Raw genomic sequence first — 20,540 nt, 5'->3', positions numbered from 1 at the left:
CATGGACTGTCAATCGTGGTGTGTCAGATGATCACCAGTAGAATGAACTCTTATAGATCATTCTACTTTCGGCAATCTGTTCATGAAGTCAACGATATACTTGGCGATTTCGACAGGCTTTTCCTCGACCGCAAAGTGCCCCGCCTCCAACAAGTGCAGCTCAGCATCGGGAACATCTTGTAAATAGGCCTCCGCGCCTGCCGCGATAAAGGCAGGATCATTCTTGCCCCATACAATCAGGGTAGGAGGTTGGCGCTCACGTAGATAAGCTTGCCATGCAGGATAATCAAGCAGGTTATTATAATAATCCTGAAGCAGTTGCACTTGAATCACTCTATCACTGCGAGTTTCCAGGAAGTGCAAGTCGTGCGTCCAGCTATCCGGGTTCATTACCTGGGGCGTGGCGGCCACATCCCGCAGGTATTGCTTGTCCACAATGGCTTGCTGGCCAGTGAATGCATAGAGCGTGTCACGCTGTGCCTGGGAGGTATCCTGATGGGCCTTCTTGAAGAAGGCTTGTCTGGCAGGCGTCAGTCCCGCTAGATAGGCATTGCCATTCTGTACGATCAATCCCTGTAGCTTATCAGGGTCATTGAGCAGCATTCTAAAGCCGACGGGGGCACCGAAATCCTGGATATACAGGCTATAGCGCTCGACGCCCAATGCCTTGAGCAACCCCTCTGTATAGTGTGCGAGCCGGTCAAAGGTATAAGGCTGCTCTTCAGGATCAGGACGATCACTATAGCCAGATCCCAGATAATCCGGGGCGATGACATGATAACGGCCCGACAGCAACGGAATCAGCTCTCGATAAGAATGTGAAGACGCAGGATACCCATGCAGCAACACGATCGTTTGAGCATGTTGTTCACCCGCTTCGCGATAGAATAGACGCTGCCCATCTACCATGACATATCGATAGTGCGTCTTGGCAGGCCAAGCTGCTTCTGTCGACTCAAGTGCCTCAACTGAGTGATTGTCCGGCGATCCTGCATGGGTTGTATCATTCGCTTCAGCCACGGGCAGCATCACGGCACCGAGCGACATGATGATGGCGGCACATAATATCGCCGGCGGACTTATCAGATCACGCGGCCACATCTTACCGGTGGCCGCAGTAGAACGTGCTACCGCAGCACGCTGTGCAGATAACATCATGGATGTCTTCCTGTAGTGAAATGCCTGTTGGTATTGTGTTTTATCGGCAGACTCGTGATGGGCGCATCAGATGACGGGCATGAAAAAGGCCCAGCGAAGACGCGGGCCTTTTTCATGCCAATGCTATCCGCCATCTCTCTACGACGACGCAGTCGCTGATCACGAGACCCTCTGTTCATTACGAACAGACATCTCAAAAAGATGCAGTCACGTTCTAGTGAGACTTGCTGGCCTTGACAGGTTTGCCCCTTGACCCACCCAACAAGTCTTCATCGTCATCATGACGCAACTCCAGCGTCTCAGGATCAACGTCACTGGCGCTCGGCAATACCTCGACCAGACCACAACTCATGCGTTCCTTCTCGGCTTCACGAGCATGGAACAGCGCCTTGCGTAACAGCTCAAGACGCGGATGCGGTGCCTCGCCCTCTTCTCCAGCCGGCAGCTCCCAAGGCAGTGCATGCGCCATTTCCCAGAGGGTATAGTGAGCGAGATCGCGTCCTAGCACCCATTGACCATCCTGACTCTGGCTGGCGATATTTTCCTCGATCAGCGGCTTGAGCACACGACGATAACGACTGCCGAGCACTTCAGTAAGACTGTCGTCAGACAACGGTTCGCCGCGTTCATGGGCATCCTTGAGCAGCATGACCGCGCCCAGCGTCTGCCAGAATGGCGGCCAGCGATGCCAGTCAGCATGCGAACGCTCGCCCATCCAGGCGGCCACTTCCGCCCCCAGCAACACGATGCACCAGGACAGGAAGACCCAAAGCAGGAACAGAGGTACCGCAGCGAAAGCACCGTATATCGCCTGATAGGACGGGAAGTGAGTCACGTACAGTGAGAACCCCGCCTTGGCCAACTCCAGCGCGATTGCAGTGGTCAGTGCACCGACTGCCGCATCACGCAGACGCACCTTGCAGTTGGGGACGGCGGCATAGATGAAGGTGAAGGCAGCTGCGCTCAGCAGGGGTGGCAGCAGACGAAGCAACAGCGCCTTGCCCCCCAGCAGCGACGCTGCCGAGTCAAAGAAGGACAGCGACGTCAGAAATGACGACAGCAGGAAGCCGGACCCCAGCATCAGCGGGCCCAGCGTCAATACCGCCCAATACATCAAGAAGCTGGACAATCCCTTGCGGGCTTCCGGCACCTGCCAGATGGCATTGAACGCCCCTTCGATGGTCACCATCATCATCACGGATGTGACGAACAGAAAGATCAGACCGACAGAGGTAAGATTGCGTGCCTGTCCGGAAAATTCATTCAGGTACTGAAGTATCGTTTCGCCTGTCGACGGCAAGAACTGAGCGAAGACGGTCGTCTGCAACTGATCGCCCACGCCATCGAAGCTCGGGATGACGGCAAACATCGAATAGATGACCGTCATCAAGGGCACAATGGCAAACAGCGTCGTATAGGTCAGTGCCGAGGCCGTCTTCTTGCCATCGTGGTAATTGAATCGTGATATGACCTTGAGAACCACATCAATGACGGGCTTGGCCCGCTGCATCCTTGGCAGTTGTGGCATTCTTGTGCGCCCCTCTACAATACGTGCCTGATTGAATTCATAAGCCACCGCAGGCCTTGGCCATCAGCGCTTGCGTATTGCCATTCGCTTGCGCAGAAACGGAGACAGTCATGTCAACATTGAAACTCTATCACAACCCGCGATGCTCCAAGTCACGGGAAACACTGACTCTTTTGCAATCACGACTGGGCAGCGAAGGCATTGAGGTCGTACGCTATCTGGACACACCGCTCGATCGACACGCGCTTGAAGCGCTATCGCTACGTCTGGTGGGCGGTGCCTCGGCATTGACACGTGAGAATGAAGCTGAGTGGAAAGCCTTGGGACTCAAGTCCCCCAGTGATGCGCAACGACTCGATGCAATTGTTGCAACGCCAAAATTGATGCAACGACCCATTCTGGACGATGGTCGAGGAGCCATCATTGGCCGTCCACCAGAAGATGTACTCGCCTTACTCGACGACGCCTAAACGTCTCTCCACCTGATTTGAAGGGATACCCATGTCAGCTTCAGTACCTTATATATTGGTGCTTTATTACTCTCGCCATGGTGCGACCCAAACACTGGCCGAACAGATCACGGCGGGCATCGAATCCGTTAGCGGTATCGAAGCGCGTATGCGCTGTGTCCCCGAGGTATCGACGGTCTGCGAGCAAACACAGCCCGAGATTCCTGACAGCGGTGCCATGTTTGTCGAACTGGATGACCTACGCCATTGTGCTGGCCTTGCGATCGGTAGTCCGACCCGGTTTGGCAACATGGCAGCACCACTTAAGTACTTCCTCGACTCCACCAGTGAGCTTTGGATGAATGGCGCGCTGATCGACAAGCCCGCCACGGCATTCAGCTCCTCGAGCTCACTGCATGGTGGCCAGGAAACGACGCTGATTACCATGCTGATCCCGTTACTGCATCACGGTATGGTTTACGCAGGCGTACCTTATAGCGCCACTGAACTGCTTGAAACGACCCAAGGTGGCACGCCTTACGGTACGACACATGTCAGCGGCAAGCGTGGCGACAACGATGTTGATGCCAATGAGCGCCGTCTGGCCCACGCACAGGGCAAACGCATCGCACGCCTGGCCCTTTCCATGCTACCTCTGAGGGAGAAATAGATGCGCGCCTGGCTTGAACGAGTAGAACGCGAAAAGGGACTGGATGTACTGGAAGCACAAAGCCGTCGCGGGGTGATTGTCAGCTTTGTGGGTCTGGCCCTCATTCTGCTGCTCGGCGGGATCCAGTTGATGGCGCAAAGCGATAACAATGCCTTCTTGCCGCTATTGATTCGTTTGCTACCTATCGTACTGTTCCTTCCCGCCGTTTGGACACGTCGTGCACGAGGCCACGTTTGGCTAGCGTTCGTCAGCCTGCTCTATATCATGCAAGGCGTCATGCTGGCAAGCCTTGCGGGACATGCCGTTGTTGGTGTACTTGAAGCCGTCACTGCAACAGGACTTTTCTTCTCCAGCATGGCGTATGCGCGTTTTCGCTCACGGAACCAAAGGCAACATCGTCAGGCCTGAGGCGGAATTGCAGATACCCTCCTGATGTGCCGCCCATCCCCTCTATCAGTCCAGTATTGAATCGACTGGTAGAGGAGATGGGCATGACGTGCATACAATAACGACATATGAGATAAAGACGCATGACTTGACGTGCATGAATAAATAATAATCACTTATAAAAGAGAATACCGACATGACTGACCTGATGACGCGTCGTTTTTCTTTCCTCTCTCTTACCTCGGCATCGCTATTGGCGGGGCTGTTGCTCTCAACAACCGTTAGTGCTGACAGCACGGAAGATGCCATCCAATACCGTCAATCAGTATTTCATACTCTTGCATGGCAATTCAGCCCGATGGGCGCAATGGTCAAAGGCAAGCAGGACTATGACGCGGATGAATTCCAGACCAGAGCCGAACGCTTGGCGCTGCTCGCACAACTACCTTGGGAAGGCTTCATTGCAGGGTCATACGACGGGGATACCGATGCGCTGAGCAAGATTGACACTGACAAGACGGGATTTGAAAAACACGCCCAGGCATTGATGGATCAGAGCCAGACATTATCAGAGGTCGCGGCCACACAAGATTTCGCAAAGATCCGTGTACAATTTGCCGCCACCGCCAAGACCTGCAAAAGTTGTCACCAGGAGTATCGCGCAGACTGATGACTCTGTCTTCTAATCCTCTCTCGCTAGCCCCTTCAGCGACATGACTTTTGCGCTCGGCATGCTACATAGCCATCAGTGATTTTGAACAGCGACTGATGGCTATTCAGTATCACTCAGCGAATCGTCAGCCAGATAGCACTACCCACAATCCCTATTACGAACACTGCCAGTAAGCATGGCACTATTGGCGCACATCGCTGATACCCCCTCTCGATGTCATGCACCTCTTGCACTGAGCTGAAGGATTTCTTGCCGGTCAACATCGCTGCAATCAAATTCTCACCCTGAAAGGCATGCCACATCACCGCCAGTAAATGCAGAGCGATCAATACCCACAGCACGGTGATATTGTTGTGATGAAGCCAGTTCAGCACGGCAACGAGTGCAGGTGAGCCCCATTCCCGTAACGGTCCGTCAAACAAGATATCGTCTGTGGAAAATAGTCCGCTGACGCCTTGCACCAGCAAGGTCAGCAATAACGCCATCACCATCCAGCCGCCCAAGGGGTTATGCCCGGCATAAGAAGGTGAACGTCTGGCCAGGAATGCACGGCCGTATCGCCATGTCCTTGCCGGCGATACCAGAAAATTGGCAAAGCGCGCGTGACCTGCTCCCACAAGACCCCAGATCAACCGAAAACTGACCAACCCGAGCACGCAATACCCCAGGCGAGCATGCCATTCCATCGGGAAATCGAACCCCATGCCGAATTCTGCGGTGTACCACAGTCCGCCAATCGCCAGGACAAGCGCAAGATGAAAGAGGCGTATCGCCCAGTCCCAGACCGGCACGAGACGTGTGGTGTTAAGGTTTCCATCGTCAACTGGCATAGCGATATCTCCGTGACAGACGTATCTACATATCATTCCTGTCCTGATGAGGGTCAGGGTATTGACACTGATCGCAACACAAGCGGATTGCTTCATGAAATAACCACGACACCCCATCACAAAGCGAGATTATAATTATTCCCTAGTGGAAACCACTACCTACTGCCACCTTGGCCGCATCGCTTATCGCGCTGTCGCATTATATGCTGGCATTGATCTACACCAGCGTTTTCCAGCAGCGCTGCCCAGTACCCAATGAGCCTGAAGCGACTGATGCCGACTACAACCTCGCCCCTTGCATCCAATGAGTCATCTGCTGATATCTCGACCACTCGCCTCTGCATGATAGCGACACCTCGTGATAGCCGTGAGCTGTGGCGTCAAGCATTACGTCAGACGCTGCCCGTCATGTTTGGCTATCTCCCTCTGGGAGCGGCCTTTGGTGTCCTCTTTAGCCAGCTCCCCCTCAGTCCATGGCTTGGACTATTGATGTCACTGGTAATACTCGCAGGAGCAGGCCAGTTCCTCGCAGTGGCACTGCTGGGTGCAGGAGCAGGCGTCACTGAACTTGCTGTCGCCACTCTCCTGCTCAATTCACGTCATCTTTTTTATGGACTATCGCTGCTGGAACGCTTTCGGGATGCAGGCATTGCCAAGGCCTATCTGATATTCGGGCTGACTGATGAAACCTACTCACTACTGGCCAGCCTGCCACGAAGTGGCGATCGCGATAACGCCCACGCACGCCGCGAAGATCAACGACTGATGCTGCGAATTACCGCACTTGATCAGCTGTGGTGGGTGCTCGGCACCTTGATGGGATTAGCCGCCGCACAGCTCAACTTTGACAGCAGTGGTATCGAGTTCGCACTCACTGCATTATTCGTCGTACTGGGAATCGAGCAATGGTATGCCCTACGCGAACGCTGGCCTTTTGTGCTTGGTCTCTGCGTTACCTGCGTCGGATTGTGGATACTGCCCAAAGATCAGTTGCTGTTAGGAAGTATCGCCAGCGCCTGCATGGTATTGCTTGGACATTACGCCATCCTGAAGCGCCGTACGGCGAAGGCTTCAACACATACCACGCGGAGCCCGCGCTCATGAGCACGACGCATGCCCTGATACTGATCATCGTCGCGGCACTGGCGACCTTCGCCACACGGGTAATGCCCTTTCTATTTCTGTCTCGTCATTCGGCACACCCGCTGATACTGCACATGGGCCGCTACCTGCCTGCCATCGTGATGACAGTGCTGATCATCGTCTCTCTATCAGCGATGACATTGCCCACGTTCAATGCCTCAGCAAGTCTACCAACAGCGTGGCAAGACTGGCTGACAAGTGCCGAGGGTGCAGGCATGTTGTTGTCAGCCGTCTGCGTGGCAGGCCTGCAACTTTGGCGACGAAACGCCTTGCTTTCGATTGCCGTAGGCACTGGCATGTACATGGTGTGGATTCAGATCGGTACGTCGACGCTTATCGGATAAATCTTTACTTTACATCTGCTGTGCATAGAGGCTTGACACGTGATCTCGTCTTGTCTGTGGCTTGCGATCTTGAGCAGGACGGTACACAGTCTGTGATATTACATGAGCAACTCATTAAGGGAGCCCGCGATGAATCGCGATATTGCCGACGTGCGCAGAACCTATTCCGGTGATGGCCTGAATCTTGCCAACACCCCCGAGATCCCCTTTGATCTATTCCAGGAATGGTTGACCAGTGCGCTATCGGCAGATGATAACGATGCCAATGCCATGACACTGGCAACTGTCGACAGTCAGGGCAAGCCACATGCACGTATCGTGTTACTCAAGGGATACGATACAAAGGGGTTCATCTTCTATACCAACTATCAGAGCCACAAGGGTAGCGAACTGGCCAATGTGCCACAGGCGGCACTCACTTTCTGGTGGCCGGCCCTGCAGCGTCAGGTGCGTATCGAGGGGAGCGTCGAGAAAGTTGAGGAATCGCTTTCAGACCAATACTTCGCTTCTCGCCCCAAGGAAAGCCAGTTGGGCGCCTGGGTCTCACAGCAGAGTGTCGAGATTCCGGATCGCGACTGGCTGGGGGAACGCCAGGGACGATTTGAGCAAGTATATGCCAATAGCGAAATTCCGCGTCCGGAGCACTGGGGCGGCTATCGAGTCGTACCAGAGATGATCGAATTCTGGCAAGGCCAACCATCACGCCTGCACGATCGGGTACGTTATCAGCGCCCGGATGCAGAGGTGGACGACTGGCACAAGCTACTACTGGCACCTTGATGATCAACAGGCCTCGCATACGCGGGGCCTGTTGCGTTGTGGCCCCAGTCATCGGTCGTCTGCTTGCCCTTGCTCGCGCCTGATACGACAATAGCGCCCCGTTTTTCGTTTCTCACCTCGCGAAGTACAAGGAGCCCTGATGGCATGGGACGACAGTGCAACACCCAAGGTAGCGCGCCAGGTACTCGTTGATCGCCTGCTGGCTGGCTATATACCTTCAGACAGCCACGGCATCTCGCTGATAGACCACGCAGTGGTCGGTAATGTGCTGTACACCGTATTGGAGCATCCGCACGGTTATACCTTCATTCGCCAACATCTGATGCAAGCACCTCGCAATGGCGATCCGGCGCGCTGGGAATACCAGGTTCGCGATGAAGGTACTCCGGATATTCCGACCCATTGTCCTGAAGCGCTTCTGATACAGTCGACAGCGCCCGGTGATCTGGCAGTCCAGTGGCGTGCTGAAACACGGGAGGCGCGCAATGACCAAGCGGCTCGCAAGCGCAAGATCAAAAAACTCAAGCGCGACGAGCACCTGGCAGCGCTCGATGGAAGCGAGGTGGTCTTCCTGCGTGCCTTTACGGCGAGCGTGTTTATCGGTCGTGCGCCCGAGGATGATGAAGACGATGAGTACGAGTATCTCTGGGAAGATATCGACCTTCAGGCCTCCCCGCTACCTGAAGACTGATACCCCCGTATCGCGCCATTCTCGTCGCCAGTTTGCTGGTTTCTTTATTGCATTCTCCACCCCACCGCCACTGATGAGTCCTCATGCAGCCACAAACCGACCCGTTCATCGTTCCTCTCTGTCACGACCACTATCGTGTACTGTACGCCGATGACGACATTCTATTGATCGACAAGCCAACGGGGCTCTTGAGTCTGTCGGGCAAGCACCCGCTCAACCTGGATTCATTGCACCATCGACTAGTAAAGGAATACCCAACGGCAAAGCTGCTGCACCGCCTTGACTTCGGCACCTCCGGCATCATGTTGGTCGCACTTAACAAGCCGGCCAATGGGAATCTGACCCGTCAGTTTCAAGATCGCACTATCGAAAAATCCTATATCGCGATACTCCACGGTCACCTGGCGGAAGATACTGGACGTATATCGCTTCCTATCGCCAAGGATATCGATCACTTCCCACTGCAGAAAATCTGCCACGAGACGGGCAAGGCAGCCATCAGTGACTTTCGCGTCATTGAGCGTCTTGAAGGTCCACAGCGCACACGCGTTGAATTTACACCGGTATCAGGGCGCACTCACCAGCTGCGGATTCACAGCCAGCAAATCGACCACCCCATTTTGGGCTGTGACCTCTACGCGACAGATGAAGCCTTCTTCATGGCCAACCGTCTGATGTTACACGCCGAAATGATCGCCTTTGATCATCCCGTTAGCGGTGAGCGAATGGAAATTCGTAGCCCCTGTCCATTTTAGTACCTGTCAGTTTTAGTACCTGTCAGTTTTAGTACCTGTCGGTTTTACGCTCTTCCAACTGCACATCAGTCCATTCTGATGCCTGCTTATCAGGGAATGTAGCTCGTCATCGACAAGAACGCCCCCGCAAGCAAGCCTGCGGGGGCGTTTCACTATCATCAGCGTATTAGTACACGCGGGTATTATTGAGCAGTCGCCGGCAACCAGCCTTTGACGATATCCGGATGGCTATCCACCCATGCCTTGGCAGTCTCATACGGATCGGCGTCTTTCTCTTGATTCTTGAGCATCACCTGCCCCATCTGCTCCGGCGTCCAGTGGAAGTTGTCCAGAATGCTATAGACCTCTGGCATGTCTTCCTTGAGCCCCAGACGCGCGATGGTGTGGATCTGCTCGGCGCCGCCATACACATTTTTCGGGTCATCAAGATACTTGAGATCCCAGCGCGCAAACATCCAGTGAGGTGTCCAACCGGTCACCACGATATCGCGCTTGCCCTTGATAGCATTATCAAGCGCAGCGGTCATGGTCGCGCCACTCCCCGTCCTCAGATCAATGTCTTCCAGGCCATAATCCTCAACCACTTTTTCCGTCAGACGCGTCAGGCCTGCACCCGGCTCGATACCGATGATACGGTCATCAATATCATCGCCTTGAGTCTTGAGGTCTTCGATGGAGTTCAGCTTGCTGTAGGTAGGTACCACCAGCCCCAGCTTGGTGCCATCCAGATTGACGCCGAGATCTTCTATCTTGGCGGAGACCTTCTTCATGTAGTCTTCATGAGTCGTCGGCAACCATGCAGCCACCATGCCGTCTGCATCGCCGAAGGCCACAGCCTGCCACATGGCAGCAGCAGACAGCGACTTGAGTTCGACGTTATAGCCTTGCTCTTCCAATACCGCCTTGACCACATTGGTTGAGGCCACTTCAGAAGACCATTCGACATAGGCCAGAGTGACATCGCCTTTATCGCCTGCTGCGTAGGCACCACCTGTTGCTGATAATGCCGCGCCCAACAACAATGCCTTGGCGGTGATGGATGCTGTGCTTGCGAAGGTAAATTCCTGCTTAATCATCACTTTCCCCTTTGTTTGCTTATTCTCATTACCCGATGAAAGAGTAATGACATCTGCCCGGATGGGTTAGGTGTCTGAATCGATCAGTAATGCACCCTTATAAATATCAAGGGTGCTGAGTGCAGAAATGTCACGTCAGCATTGGATACACTGAGGCCCCCTCTTCCTGTAACAGGGCGCCGTGCGTTCATTTGCTGTGATACAAAAATATTAAAAAGATTATCCAATACGATATTGCTAGACCATCTGAAGGTGGCCTACGCATCGGAAAACAGTTCCGATCAACAAGTAACGAATACCTTGATGTATCCGTTACTTGTTATGACGCTATCGTGACATGACAGCGTCTAGCGTTTGATGAGCGCGATACTCAGGTACGCCGTTTCTTTCCCTTGCTCAGGGTTTGAGTCAGGCGATCCAACAGCATGGCCAGAATCACGACCGCAATACCTGCCTCGAAGCCATCGCCCGGACGCAGCCTTTGAATGGCTTTCCACACTTCGCTACCCAAGCCATCAGCACCAATCATTGCCGCAATCACGACCATTGACAGTGCCAGCATGATGGTTTGGTTGATACCGGCCATCACGGTGGGCAGTGACAGTGGAAGCTGCAGCTTGAACAGCTTCTGACTGCGTGTGGCCCCAAAGGCATCAGCCGCTTCGATCAGATCATTGGGTACCTGTCGAATTCCCAAGGTCGTGAAGCGGATCGCCGGTGGCATAGAAAAGATAACCGTTGCGAAGATGGCCGAGACAGACCCGATCCCGAAGAATGGAATTGCCGGAATCAGATAAACGAAAGCCGGCATGGTCTGCATGAAGTCAAGCGTCGGCATGATGATCTTGTAAAAACGATCCGACAGCGCTGCAAGGACTCCCAGCGGCAAGGCAATGACGACGGCCACCAGCGTGGCAATAACGACCAGCGTCAAAGACTCGATCATCGGATCCCATAGATCAAGATTCCAGATCAGTGCTAGCCCAAGCACCGCGCCGATGGCAAGGCGCATTCCCGATAACCGCCAGCACAGCAATGCGACCAGCGCAATCAGCGCCCATTCAGGAAGCCACATCAGGGAGTCATTTAGCAGGTCGATACCGGTTTCGGTAATTTTCGAGATGCCACGCGTAATGCCGGAGTAATTATTGGTCAGGTAATCCAGCCCTGCCTCTATCCAATCGCCCAGTTCAATCTTGGGAATGGTAAAGCCTGTTGATTCGCTCATGCCTGTGCCTCCCCTGCTTCGGCCAACTCAGCCAGTACGGACCCTTTGACCACCACACCCAACAGTCGTGACTGCTCATCCACTACCGCCAACGGGTTGTGGTGTCCGGCAAACAGTGCAAACAGATTATGCAACGGCTCATCAGGAGAGACCTTGCAACAATCAGAGTGGATCAGCTCGGTCAGGTCTGTCAGGTTTTCACGCACCGCACGTTCAGCATCTTCTGCAGTGATAATGCCAAGCAAAGTGCGATCACGGCGCACCACAAAGAGGCTATTCAGCCCATTCTCACCCATCTTGCGTAATACCGTGCGAGGACCATCGTCATCACGCGCTGTCGCACGCACATCGGTCATGGCGGACCGAGCCGTCAAGATACGTGACATGTCCACGCCTTCGACAAAGCGCGCGACATAGTCGTTGGCTGGATTGGTAAGAATGCTTTCGGGAGAGCCTATCTGCACAATCTCACCATCCTTCAGCAAAATGATGCGATCTCCGATGGAAAGTGCTTCGTCAAGGTCATGAGTGATGAAGATCGTGGTCTTCTTCATCTTGTGCTGCAGCGCCAGTAGCTCCTGCTGCATATCCTTGCGAATCAGCGGATCAAGCGCAGAGAATGCCTCATCCATGAGCAGTACGGTCGAGTCATTCGCCAGTGCCCGTGCCAGTCCTACTCGCTGCTGCATCCCGCCCGAAAGCTGACTGGGATAAGAATCCTCCCAACCATCCAGGCCAACCTGCTTGAGCGCATCACGACCACGCTGAAAGCAGACTTCCTTGCTTTCACCACGCACTTCCAAACCAAATTCAGCGTTCTGCTGCACTGTGCGGTGAGGAAATAGCGCAAAATTCTGAAAGACCATTGAGAAGTGTTTACGACGACATTGAAGCAATGACTTTTCATCCAACTTGGCCACATCCTGGCCATCGATAATGATCTCGCCTTCGGTGGGATCAATCAGACGATTTAGGCAACGGATAAGCGTCGATTTACCAGAACCTGAGAGGCCCATGATGACGAGAAGCTCGCCTTCCATGACGTCGAAATCAACATTGGAAAGCCCGAGTGTCTGGCCAGTCTTCTCATGAATTTCAGGGCGCTTGAGACCCTGGTCACGCAGTGCGAGCGCTTTGCTCGGATGATTACCGAACACCTTGCTCAGATTGCGCACCCGGATCTTCACATCGGGAGTGTCAGTCATTAGCTTTCCTGTTGTCTGGGCACAGGAAGTGACCACTACGGCTGCCAAGCGCGCACTACAGACTCACATCATCACCAAGGACAATGTTTCCCTGAATATTACGTACTGACAAAACGAAACGTCATCCCCTGCGCCAATTCCTATAAAGGATTCTTATATTTGTGATGATGATACAGCGTTATTGATACTCACTCAAACCAAAACAAATCATTATGCGACGAAGGTAGAACATCGAAATACTTCCTGACCAACTACTTTCACCCTCATCTCAGGCCTTGGACTCCAGACGTAAGCGCTGCCAGTCATTCATCGGCTCGTTGAGCCGAATACTGGCATCGATCACCTGCTCTTCCATGTTATATCGGCACGTAAATCCGAGGTGTTTCATCAGTGCACGCATGGGATGATTATCGATCATGATCTTGCCCACCATCTCCAGCGTGCCCAGCGAACGGCAGTAACGCAGCATCTTTTCCATCAACAACCGCCCTATCCCTTCTCCTTGAAGGTCATCACGAATGATGACCGAGAATTCAGTACGGATATTGTCTGGATCGTTCCACACACGCACCACTCCAAGCATTTCCCGCCGCGGTGCATCGCCGGAACTCTCCTGTACGTCTCGCTCGGCAATGAAGGCCATCTGACGGTCATAATTGATTTGGGCAAGCAGCGCCAGATCACGCTGACTAAGGTCAGCCTTATGATGGAAGTAGCGAAACCGAATACTCTCTTCCGATAAACGCGCATGGAACGCCGTAATCAGCGGGGCATCTTCGCCTCTTATCGGACGCACCTCGACCTGCATGCCACTTTCCAACTGAAAGGATTCTCGCAACTCCTCTGGATACGGCATGATCGCGAAACGCGCTGGCTTGCCGAGATCCAGCGTAAAGTCGACAGCCACCGCCTCGTCACGATTGAGCAATAACGGATTGATTTCCAACCCACAAATATCAGGCAAATCCGATGCCAGTTGTGCCAATTTGACCAAAAAGGTGCATAACCGTAAGAAATCACGTTCTGGATCGGGTGAATGCTCTGCAATCAACCGGGAGGCGTGACTGCGTGAAATCAGTTCTCGTGCGAGCGTCATGTTGAGCGGAGGTAGCGCAACCTGCCGGTCTGCCAGCACATTGACCTTGTAGCCGCCGAGACCAAACACCACGACAGGCCCAAACTCGTCATCCCGCGTGATGCCAGCACTCAATTGCAATGAATGCTTACCTCGCTGCATCGGCTGCAGACAGAACTCGTGGATACGCGTTGTCGCACTACCGCTGCGCCCCTGCTCGACATCACGCTCCGCTACCTTGTTAGTGATGCGCCGAATGGCCAGCGCGATATCTTCAGGTCCAGCGAGATCCTGCACCACACCTGACGACAGTCGCTGAGGGTAACGCCGATAGCGGAAAGGCTGACTGTTGTGTTCATGTACAACGCGCAGCGCATAGGGGCCATTGCGGTCCGGAAGATCATCCTGCCTGGCGCTACGCTGTAGCTCCTGTACCGCGCGCGCGCCTTCTGATGCATCGGCGACATAGCGACTGGGAGCAGTGGTAATGCCGTAGGTCTCCAGGACATGAGCCGTTTCCGAGTGTGTCAGCCACTCACGTCCCGCGCGACGCGCACTGTGCACCAGGTCGTGGGCACAGGCGCGTATTTCGCCGGTAGTAGAGAACGATAAGCTGGGCGGCGTTTGTTGCAGCAGTGACTGCACCCGATGGTAATCGACCATCTGCAGGAAGGCTTTGACGCCCTTTTCAGGCGAAAGATAGGTAGGAATGCCGGCGAGATGACACTCATGGCGTGCCGCCAGTGCCTGTTCCAATCCCATCCAACTCGTCAGCAGGTTGCGACGAAATTGCTTGCGATGAGCAATCAACGCCTCAGCAGTGACTCGAGATGGTGCAAGACGAGTTGGCGCATGCACCACGAGGACTGCATCTACCCCGTGATCATTGGCGACGATGTTCACTGCAGCAACAAAATCTTCCGGCGTGGCATTCCCTCCAAGATCAACTGGATTTCGTCCAGGTAGACTCACATCCAGCTCACCTTTGAGTAGTGCCAGGCGGCTATCTTCGCTCAACTCCGCTAGTTTGCCGCCACCCGCCATCAACTTATCGATAGCGAGGAGAGCGGGGCCCAGGCCATTGGAGACAATCGCCAATCGATCACCCCGCAGCGGCTTCATGCGATTCAGGGTTTCCAATGCATCAAACATGTCCTCGCTATCGTTGACACGTACCACGCCAGCGCGTGCCAATGCGGCATCAACAATACGATCGCGGTTAGGAACACCAGGCGTGACATGTGTACCGAACAGATCAGCCTCTGGGGTACGACCACTCTTTATCGCCAGTACCAAGCGATTACGTGATGCTTCACGCAATGCCGTCATGAAGTGCATCGCGTCGTGGATACGTTCGAGATGTAATAGCAGTGCCTGGGAGGGGCCGTACTGATTCAGGTAATCAATCAGATCCGGCAACATGACATCGACACTGTCGCCCAACGTCACCAGATGAGAAAAACCGATGCCACGCCCTGCCGCCCAGTCAATCATCGCATTGCCCAACATGCCGGACTGGCCTAGATAGGCGACCTTCCCCTTGGCCACCGGCTGACCACTGAAGGAGGCATTGAGATGGTTATGGGGCGCGCAGACTCCCATGCATTCAGGACCTAACAGGCGAATGCCACTGGCCCGAGCCGCCTTGAGCAAGCGACTGTTCAAGTCTCCCTGGTCAGAATGAAAGCGTGGCGTTTCGGATACCGATGACCGAGCGTCCCGACCCGTCAGCATTCCCAAGCCTTTCTCGGTCGCCCTGGCAAAGGAGCTGGTGGGCGTAGGGGCAACGCCACCTGAAATCAGCAAGGCGGCCTTCACACCGAAGCGCCCGAGCTTTTCCACCATTTTCGGCAAGGTCTCTGCGGGCGAGCACAGGATAGCGAGGTCCGGCACTTGAGATAGATCACTCACGCGCCGCACACAGTTCACACCATGCACCGTCTCATATCCCTTTGGGTTGACGACCTCGAGGGTGCCCTTGAACCCCCCCTCCAATAGATTCCTGAGTACCTGTCCGCCAAGGGAGTGCATCTTTTCCGAAGCGCCAATCACCGCCACGCTGCGGGGTTCGAAGAAATTACGCAGAAATCGCGTGCTCATGTGCTTGTCCTATCAGACCTGCATAGTGAATACCTTCATCTCAGCATGCCGTGAACAACGTCCTCTGAACAGCCACACGCATCGGATAAATCCATTCAATGCATGTGGCTCGACTGCAACACGGTAGCGATAACGCAGATTTTGCAGAGTCTCGGAAGCCAGAACACGCCGCGCTAGACCATCTGCCACTATCCCGCGCAGCGCTCGGCTCCTAATGTAGTGTCTATACTTTGCATTATGACAAGCGTTTTGCGAGCGGGCATGCCGATGATCACCTCATACATTACTCATAGCGACTGTTCTAACCACTTCATGGGGCCTACCCACCCAGAAAGCCCATTGCGCCTACAAGCCATCGAACGACGCCTCGCGCTAAGCGGAGTCATTCAGCATGTGCAGCAATATAGCGCCAGAGCAGCAACGCTTGAGCAACTTGCCCGCGTACACCCGATGCGTCACCTGCAAGCGCTGGAGAAGTGCCCACCTCAGAATGGCCAGTTGCTCGCTCTCAATGACGACACACTGATGTGTTCCGATAGCCTGATAGCAGCGCGTCTAGCCGCAGGTGCAGTCGTGCGCGGTGTAGATCAGGTCATGCGAAATCAAGCTGACAACGTTTTCTGTGCGGTACGCCCCCCTGGGCATCATGCAGAACGTACCGATGCCATGGGCTTCTGCTTCTATAACAATGTGGCAGTAGGGGCATTGCATGCGCGCCAGCAGTACGGCGTGAAACGCATCGCCATCCTTGATTTTGACGTGCATCAGGGCAATGGCACGGTCGATATTTTCAAACACGACCCAGACACCCTTGTGTGCTCATCTTTCCAGACAGCCATGTATCCGTGGCGCTATCTGGAAAGCAGCTGGGAGCATATTCACAACACCCCATTGGACGAAGGCAGCGGCTCCCTTGTCTTTCGACACGCCATAGAAGCTCAGTGGCTGAAGCGTCTCGATGACTTCAAACCGGAGCTGATCATGATCTCCGCCGGCTTTGACGCACACCGTGAAGATCCGATGGCAGAATTATGTCTGGAAGACGATGACTATTATTGGATCACCCGCCTCGCAATGGATGTCGCACGACGCCATTGCCACGGTCGTATCGTCTCGGTATTGGAAGGAGGCTACTGTCTAGACGCGCTTGGGCGAAGTGCCGAAGCGCACGTCAAGGCGCTGGTCGGGTTGCCGATGGAAGATGGCTTATCAACCACTTCACACCTTACCCCCAAGACAGGCATTACTCGCAGGATGGGTAATACTCCCCTCACTCCCAACTCCAATCCCGCGACCAGTGATACGCGCAGCGATCGTGAACATCCATTGTTCTAAATCGTTTCCCTTGTGCAGGAAACGTCAACGATGTCCAAAACACCATTTTCACTGTCGCTGGTAGCAATGCGCATGACTTTCGAGGCTCTGCGTGATTTTCCATTCGTGATAAGCTGGCGAAAAAGTTTCCTATAGTAAACATATGGCCGCCAGCGCCACTGATCACAGCGAAGCCCTCATGAGCACACCCACTGACAAGGATGCAGCCGTTCGAATCGCCTCCGGCCGTAAGCCCTTTGTAGAACCCCTCAAGCTTGGTGAGCGCGTCAAGCAAATCCGGCTCTCCAATCACTGGACCCTGGAGGATGTCAGCCAACGCACCGGACTGGCTCGCTCTACGCTGTCCAAGATCGAGAACGAACAGATATCGCCGACCTTCACCGCGGTGCAGAAACTGATCAGCGGGCTCAATATCGATCTACCCCAGTTACTGAGCCCCCCCAAGCGTCAGAGCGGTACTCTTGGCCGGCGAGATCTCACGCGCGTGGGGGATGGCAAGAGTCATCCGACCCCCACCTACGAGCATGAACTGCTCTCCTGGCAGCTCGCTCAAAAACGCATGATTCCCTTCAAGACACGTGTTCGCGCACGCAGTTTTGACGATTTCCCGGACTGGGTGCGTCATGATGGCGAGGAATTTCTGATGGTGCTGGAAGGCAGCATTCAGCTTTACTCGGAGTTCTATGAACCTCTCGTACTCAACCAGGGCGACAGTATCTACTTCGACTCAGACATGGGACATGCACTGGTTTCCACCAGTGAAGATGATGCCGTGGTGTTATCTGTCTGCACTCGAACTGATGCCGACTAATCATTCTCTCCAGATGGCTAACGGCTAAGTGGTTTTAACATCGCAATATAACAGCGAGAATTTTTTCTCAATAAAAACATGAGAATGAAACCCCGGCAGCACAGACAACAAAAAGCGCCTATTAGCGATTCGCTAGTGGGCGCTTTTATCTATCTTGACTCTGAACGTGCCCAGCTTGATTTTCAGTGCTCTAGGTCCGACGGCTTCATGCCCTGAGTTCAGGATAATCAGTCGTGTTGTGTCGCATCACCGCGCCAGATCAACTGACCGCACTCACGAAGATCATATCCTCCCAGTGACTGAGCTAGTTGAATGCCATTGGGGGTAGTGAGATAGCGAAGCATGCCTTGAAACAAGTCGCGGAAATAAACATTGCGCGGTACGACAAGATCAAACGCCTCTTCACAGACAGGCACGAAGCCAAGTCCAAACTCGTTGGCGGCCGACAAGGTTCCAGGTCCGACATCGACCTCACCTCGTGCCACGAGTGAAGCAACTTCACGCTCCGAGTATGCAATGGCGAGCGTATTGAGCTGCTCGGGACGCATTTGATGACCCGACAACCACTCCTGCAGGAAACGCTGAGATCCCGCCCCTTCCTGCCGGACAGCCCAGCGCCGTTGTGCACCGAAAAGCCCACTAGGCTCCACTGGCAGATGGCGGTCTTCGTTGCGAATGATCAAGCCCTGTGTGCGGCGTGCCAATCTGACGAGCACCCACTGCCGATAGCCATCATGCCCTCGGATCAGCGCAGGATGACGCAACGCCGCTTCTTCTGCCCGCCCCCAGTGAATGGCACAGACATCCGCTCGTCCCTGGCTGAGCAAATCCAGACCCAACCGTGTTCCCGTGACGCTCATGCCGTAAAAAGCACTGCCGCCATGCTGCTGGTTAAGGCGCATGGAGAGTGCCGCCAGCAATGGATCATCGCTGCCGGTAAGCATGAGCCGGTCTGCGAGCACACCATGATGGCTTGACTCGAGTATCCACTGCTCTACCAGCCGACGCGGGAATAGCCACTTTCCGGTCACCTTGGTCGCCGGCATGGTGCCGTCACTCGCCAGCTGGTAAATCTTCTTCTCATTGAGGTGCAACAGCTTGGCTACTTCTTGTACCGTCAGGAACGGATTGTCATGGCTCACGGGCGCAGCGGCGGATGCGAGCGGTGATGTCGGGGCAACAGGTTGATTCATGGCTTGCCTCCCTGCTCCTTGGCGACAATTTTTCCAGCAGCCTTTGCGACATCCGCCGCGCGCAGTGGCGGGATGGCGTCCAGTACCAGCCGACCAACAGGATCAATGGCCTGAAAGTGCATGCCCTTGGCGCGCGCAATCAACAGCACACCAAAACGACTCGCCAATTCAACGCCTTTTTGTGTCACACCAGAGCGCGACACCAATACGGAAATACCGGCTTGGGCGACCTTGAGCACCATCTCCGACGTCAATCGACCTGTGGTATAGAAGATGTTGGCTCCGGAGTAATTCAGCGCACTTTCATCCAACGGCGATAGCCAGCTCAAGCCTGCCAGCGTATCGACTGCATTGTGCCGCCCGACATCCTCAATGAAGGCCAGTACCTCATCATCACGGCACAATGCGCAACCATGCACGGCACCTGCCTTACGATACGTGGCATTGTGTGCGGCCAACGCATCGAGCAATCGATAGAGCTGCGCCTGACTGAAGGATCGTGAATCCAACGCGGCGAGCGATTGACGCTCCAGCAGATTGCCAAATACCGTGCCTTGGCCACAGCCTGTCGTCACGGTACGCTTGCCAAGCCGCTGCTCGATATCATCTGGCAGATAGCGTGTCACGACCGAGGCGCTCTCGACCTCCCAGTCCACCTGCAGTGCCTCAAGATCCTCAAGCTCCCCCAACAATCCCTGATTGCGTAGATAGCCAGCAACCAGAGCCTCCGGCTCGGCTCCCAGAGTCATCAGCGTGACGATTTCACGTCGATTGAGATAAATGGTAAGTGAGCGTTCAGCCGCAATTGATTGCTGAAATTGCTGGCCACGCTCATCCATCACTTCGATATCTAACGTAGTCGGCAGCTTGGCATGACTAATCGCAGGCCGTACGGAAGTCTTCATGACGTCGGGGTCTCCCTCATCGTGCCTGATGCGAAATACGGTGGGACTGCCTACCCTTCTAAAACCACCTTCACCGCCTTCAAAATGGTGTGTAGTAGAAGTGCAGCAGTAGGAATGAGCACAGGATACCAGTGTCCTTATCTCAGTGTCCTTTACACGAGATAGACCGATTATAGCGTCGTCCACTACGGCATGTTTCTTGCA

Annotated in this window: 20 protein-coding genes; 11 read left to right on the top strand and 9 right to left on the bottom strand. The window is 54.3% G+C overall.

What is annotated here, in order from left to right:
* Positions 1 to 57 precede the first annotated feature (57 nt).
* Together GQR90_RS08585 and GQR90_RS08580 are read right to left on the bottom strand one after the other, a co-directional pair.
* Positions 58 to 1,158, bottom strand: coding sequence for an alpha/beta fold hydrolase (locus GQR90_RS08585; RefSeq protein WP_199269505.1), 1,101 nt, complete (start codon positions 1,156 to 1,158; stop codon positions 58 to 60).
* A 214-nt stretch (positions 1,159 to 1,372) separates the two neighbouring features.
* A complete protein-coding gene (locus GQR90_RS08580; protein ID WP_158773739.1) occupies positions 1,373 to 2,686 on the bottom strand; it encodes a YihY family inner membrane protein in 1,314 nt (437 codons plus the stop codon).
* A gap of 110 nt (positions 2,687 to 2,796) precedes the next feature.
* On the opposite strand from GQR90_RS08580, the gene GQR90_RS08575 reads away from it, so the two are divergent.
* From GQR90_RS08575 to GQR90_RS08560, 4 genes are all read left to right on the top strand, one after another.
* Entirely contained in the window at positions 2,797 to 3,156 is a 360-nt protein-coding gene (locus tag GQR90_RS08575; protein WP_158773738.1) for an ArsC/Spx/MgsR family protein, read from the top strand.
* Between the two features lie 31 nt (positions 3,157 to 3,187).
* On the top strand, positions 3,188 to 3,805 hold the full coding sequence (gene wrbA / locus GQR90_RS08570) for an NAD(P)H:quinone oxidoreductase (protein WP_158773737.1): 618 nt from the start codon (positions 3,188 to 3,190) through the stop codon (positions 3,803 to 3,805).
* Positions 3,806 to 4,213 (top strand): DUF2069 domain-containing protein, encoded by a 408-nt coding sequence (locus GQR90_RS08565; RefSeq protein WP_158773736.1) that lies wholly within the window; start codon positions 3,806 to 3,808, stop codon positions 4,211 to 4,213.
* 175 nt (positions 4,214 to 4,388) lie between these two features.
* Positions 4,389 to 4,862 carry a c-type cytochrome gene (locus GQR90_RS08560; protein ID WP_158773735.1) on the top strand — a complete coding sequence of 158 codons (474 nt, stop codon included), beginning with the start codon at positions 4,389 to 4,391 and terminating at the stop codon, positions 4,860 to 4,862.
* Positions 4,863 to 4,978: 116 nt separating this feature from the next.
* Here the strand turns inward: GQR90_RS08560 and GQR90_RS08555 are convergent, their stop codons facing one another.
* A complete protein-coding gene (locus GQR90_RS08555) occupies positions 4,979 to 5,695 on the bottom strand; it encodes a cytochrome b/b6 domain-containing protein (RefSeq protein ID WP_158773734.1) in 717 nt (238 codons plus the stop codon).
* Between the two features lie 273 nt (positions 5,696 to 5,968).
* On the opposite strand from GQR90_RS08555, the gene GQR90_RS08550 reads away from it, so the two are divergent.
* From GQR90_RS08550 to GQR90_RS08530, 5 genes are all read left to right on the top strand, one after another.
* Positions 5,969 to 6,799: an AzlC family ABC transporter permease gene (locus GQR90_RS08550; RefSeq protein WP_233266493.1), complete on the top strand. Its 831-nt coding sequence runs from the start codon at positions 5,969 to 5,971 to the stop codon at positions 6,797 to 6,799.
* Entirely contained in the window at positions 6,796 to 7,182 is a 387-nt protein-coding gene (locus GQR90_RS08545; RefSeq protein WP_158773733.1) for a branched-chain amino acid transporter permease, read from the top strand. The genes GQR90_RS08550 and GQR90_RS08545 overlap by 4 nt, the downstream gene beginning before the upstream one ends.
* A gap of 129 nt (positions 7,183 to 7,311) precedes the next feature.
* The gene (gene pdxH / locus GQR90_RS08540) at positions 7,312 to 7,962 is read left to right on the top strand and encodes a pyridoxamine 5'-phosphate oxidase (RefSeq protein WP_158773732.1); all 651 of its coding nucleotides are present in this window, start codon (positions 7,312 to 7,314) and stop codon (positions 7,960 to 7,962) included.
* 139 nt (positions 7,963 to 8,101) lie between these two features.
* Positions 8,102 to 8,653 carry a hypothetical protein gene (locus tag GQR90_RS08535; RefSeq protein ID WP_158773731.1) on the top strand — a complete coding sequence of 184 codons (552 nt, stop codon included), beginning with the start codon at positions 8,102 to 8,104 and terminating at the stop codon, positions 8,651 to 8,653.
* Between the two features lie 83 nt (positions 8,654 to 8,736).
* Positions 8,737 to 9,408 (top strand): RluA family pseudouridine synthase, encoded by a 672-nt coding sequence (locus GQR90_RS08530; RefSeq protein ID WP_158773730.1) that lies wholly within the window; start codon positions 8,737 to 8,739, stop codon positions 9,406 to 9,408.
* Between the two features lie 182 nt (positions 9,409 to 9,590).
* On the opposite strand, the gene GQR90_RS08525 is transcribed toward GQR90_RS08530, so the two are convergent.
* The 4 genes from GQR90_RS08525 to GQR90_RS08510 form a co-directional block, all read right to left on the bottom strand.
* Entirely contained in the window at positions 9,591 to 10,484 is an 894-nt protein-coding gene (locus GQR90_RS08525; protein ID WP_158773729.1) for a glycine betaine ABC transporter substrate-binding protein, read from the bottom strand.
* A gap of 370 nt (positions 10,485 to 10,854) precedes the next feature.
* Positions 10,855 to 11,712 (bottom strand): ABC transporter permease, encoded by an 858-nt coding sequence (locus tag GQR90_RS08520; protein WP_158773728.1) that lies wholly within the window; start codon positions 11,710 to 11,712, stop codon positions 10,855 to 10,857.
* Positions 11,709 to 12,917, bottom strand: a complete 1,209-nt coding sequence (locus GQR90_RS08515; protein WP_158773727.1) for a quaternary amine ABC transporter ATP-binding protein — start codon at positions 12,915 to 12,917, stop codon at positions 11,709 to 11,711. Before GQR90_RS08515 ends, GQR90_RS08520 begins: the two co-directional genes overlap by 4 nt.
* A 268-nt stretch (positions 12,918 to 13,185) precedes the next feature.
* A complete protein-coding gene (locus GQR90_RS08510) occupies positions 13,186 to 16,092 on the bottom strand; it encodes a bifunctional acetate--CoA ligase family protein/GNAT family N-acetyltransferase (RefSeq protein ID WP_158773726.1) in 2,907 nt (968 codons plus the stop codon).
* 237 nt (positions 16,093 to 16,329) lie between these two features.
* Between GQR90_RS08510 and GQR90_RS08505 the strand changes: the two genes are divergently transcribed.
* On the top strand, positions 16,330 to 17,427 hold the full coding sequence (locus GQR90_RS08505) for a histone deacetylase family protein (RefSeq protein ID WP_325064298.1): 1,098 nt from the start codon (positions 16,330 to 16,332) through the stop codon (positions 17,425 to 17,427).
* A 178-nt stretch (positions 17,428 to 17,605) separates the two neighbouring features.
* Positions 17,606 to 18,238, top strand: a complete 633-nt coding sequence (locus tag GQR90_RS08500) for a helix-turn-helix domain-containing protein (RefSeq protein WP_158773725.1) — start codon at positions 17,606 to 17,608, stop codon at positions 18,236 to 18,238.
* A gap of 227 nt (positions 18,239 to 18,465) precedes the next feature.
* Here the strand turns inward: GQR90_RS08500 and GQR90_RS08495 are convergent, their stop codons facing one another.
* Both GQR90_RS08495 and GQR90_RS08490 read right to left on the bottom strand, forming a co-directional pair.
* A complete protein-coding gene (locus GQR90_RS08495) occupies positions 18,466 to 19,431 on the bottom strand; it encodes a helix-turn-helix transcriptional regulator (protein WP_158773724.1) in 966 nt (321 codons plus the stop codon).
* Positions 19,428 to 20,336: a formate dehydrogenase accessory sulfurtransferase FdhD gene (locus GQR90_RS08490; protein WP_158773723.1), complete on the bottom strand. Its 909-nt coding sequence runs from the start codon at positions 20,334 to 20,336 to the stop codon at positions 19,428 to 19,430. The genes GQR90_RS08495 and GQR90_RS08490 overlap by 4 nt, the downstream gene beginning before the upstream one ends.
* Between the last annotated feature and the right edge of the window lie 204 nt (positions 20,337 to 20,540).

It is taken from the genome of Cobetia sp. L2A1 (assembly GCF_009796845.1).
Lineage (GTDB): Bacteria > Pseudomonadota > Gammaproteobacteria > Pseudomonadales > Halomonadaceae > Cobetia.
The sequence above is the reverse complement of the archived record's forward strand: the minus strand, read 5'-3'. Positions and strand labels throughout refer to the sequence as shown.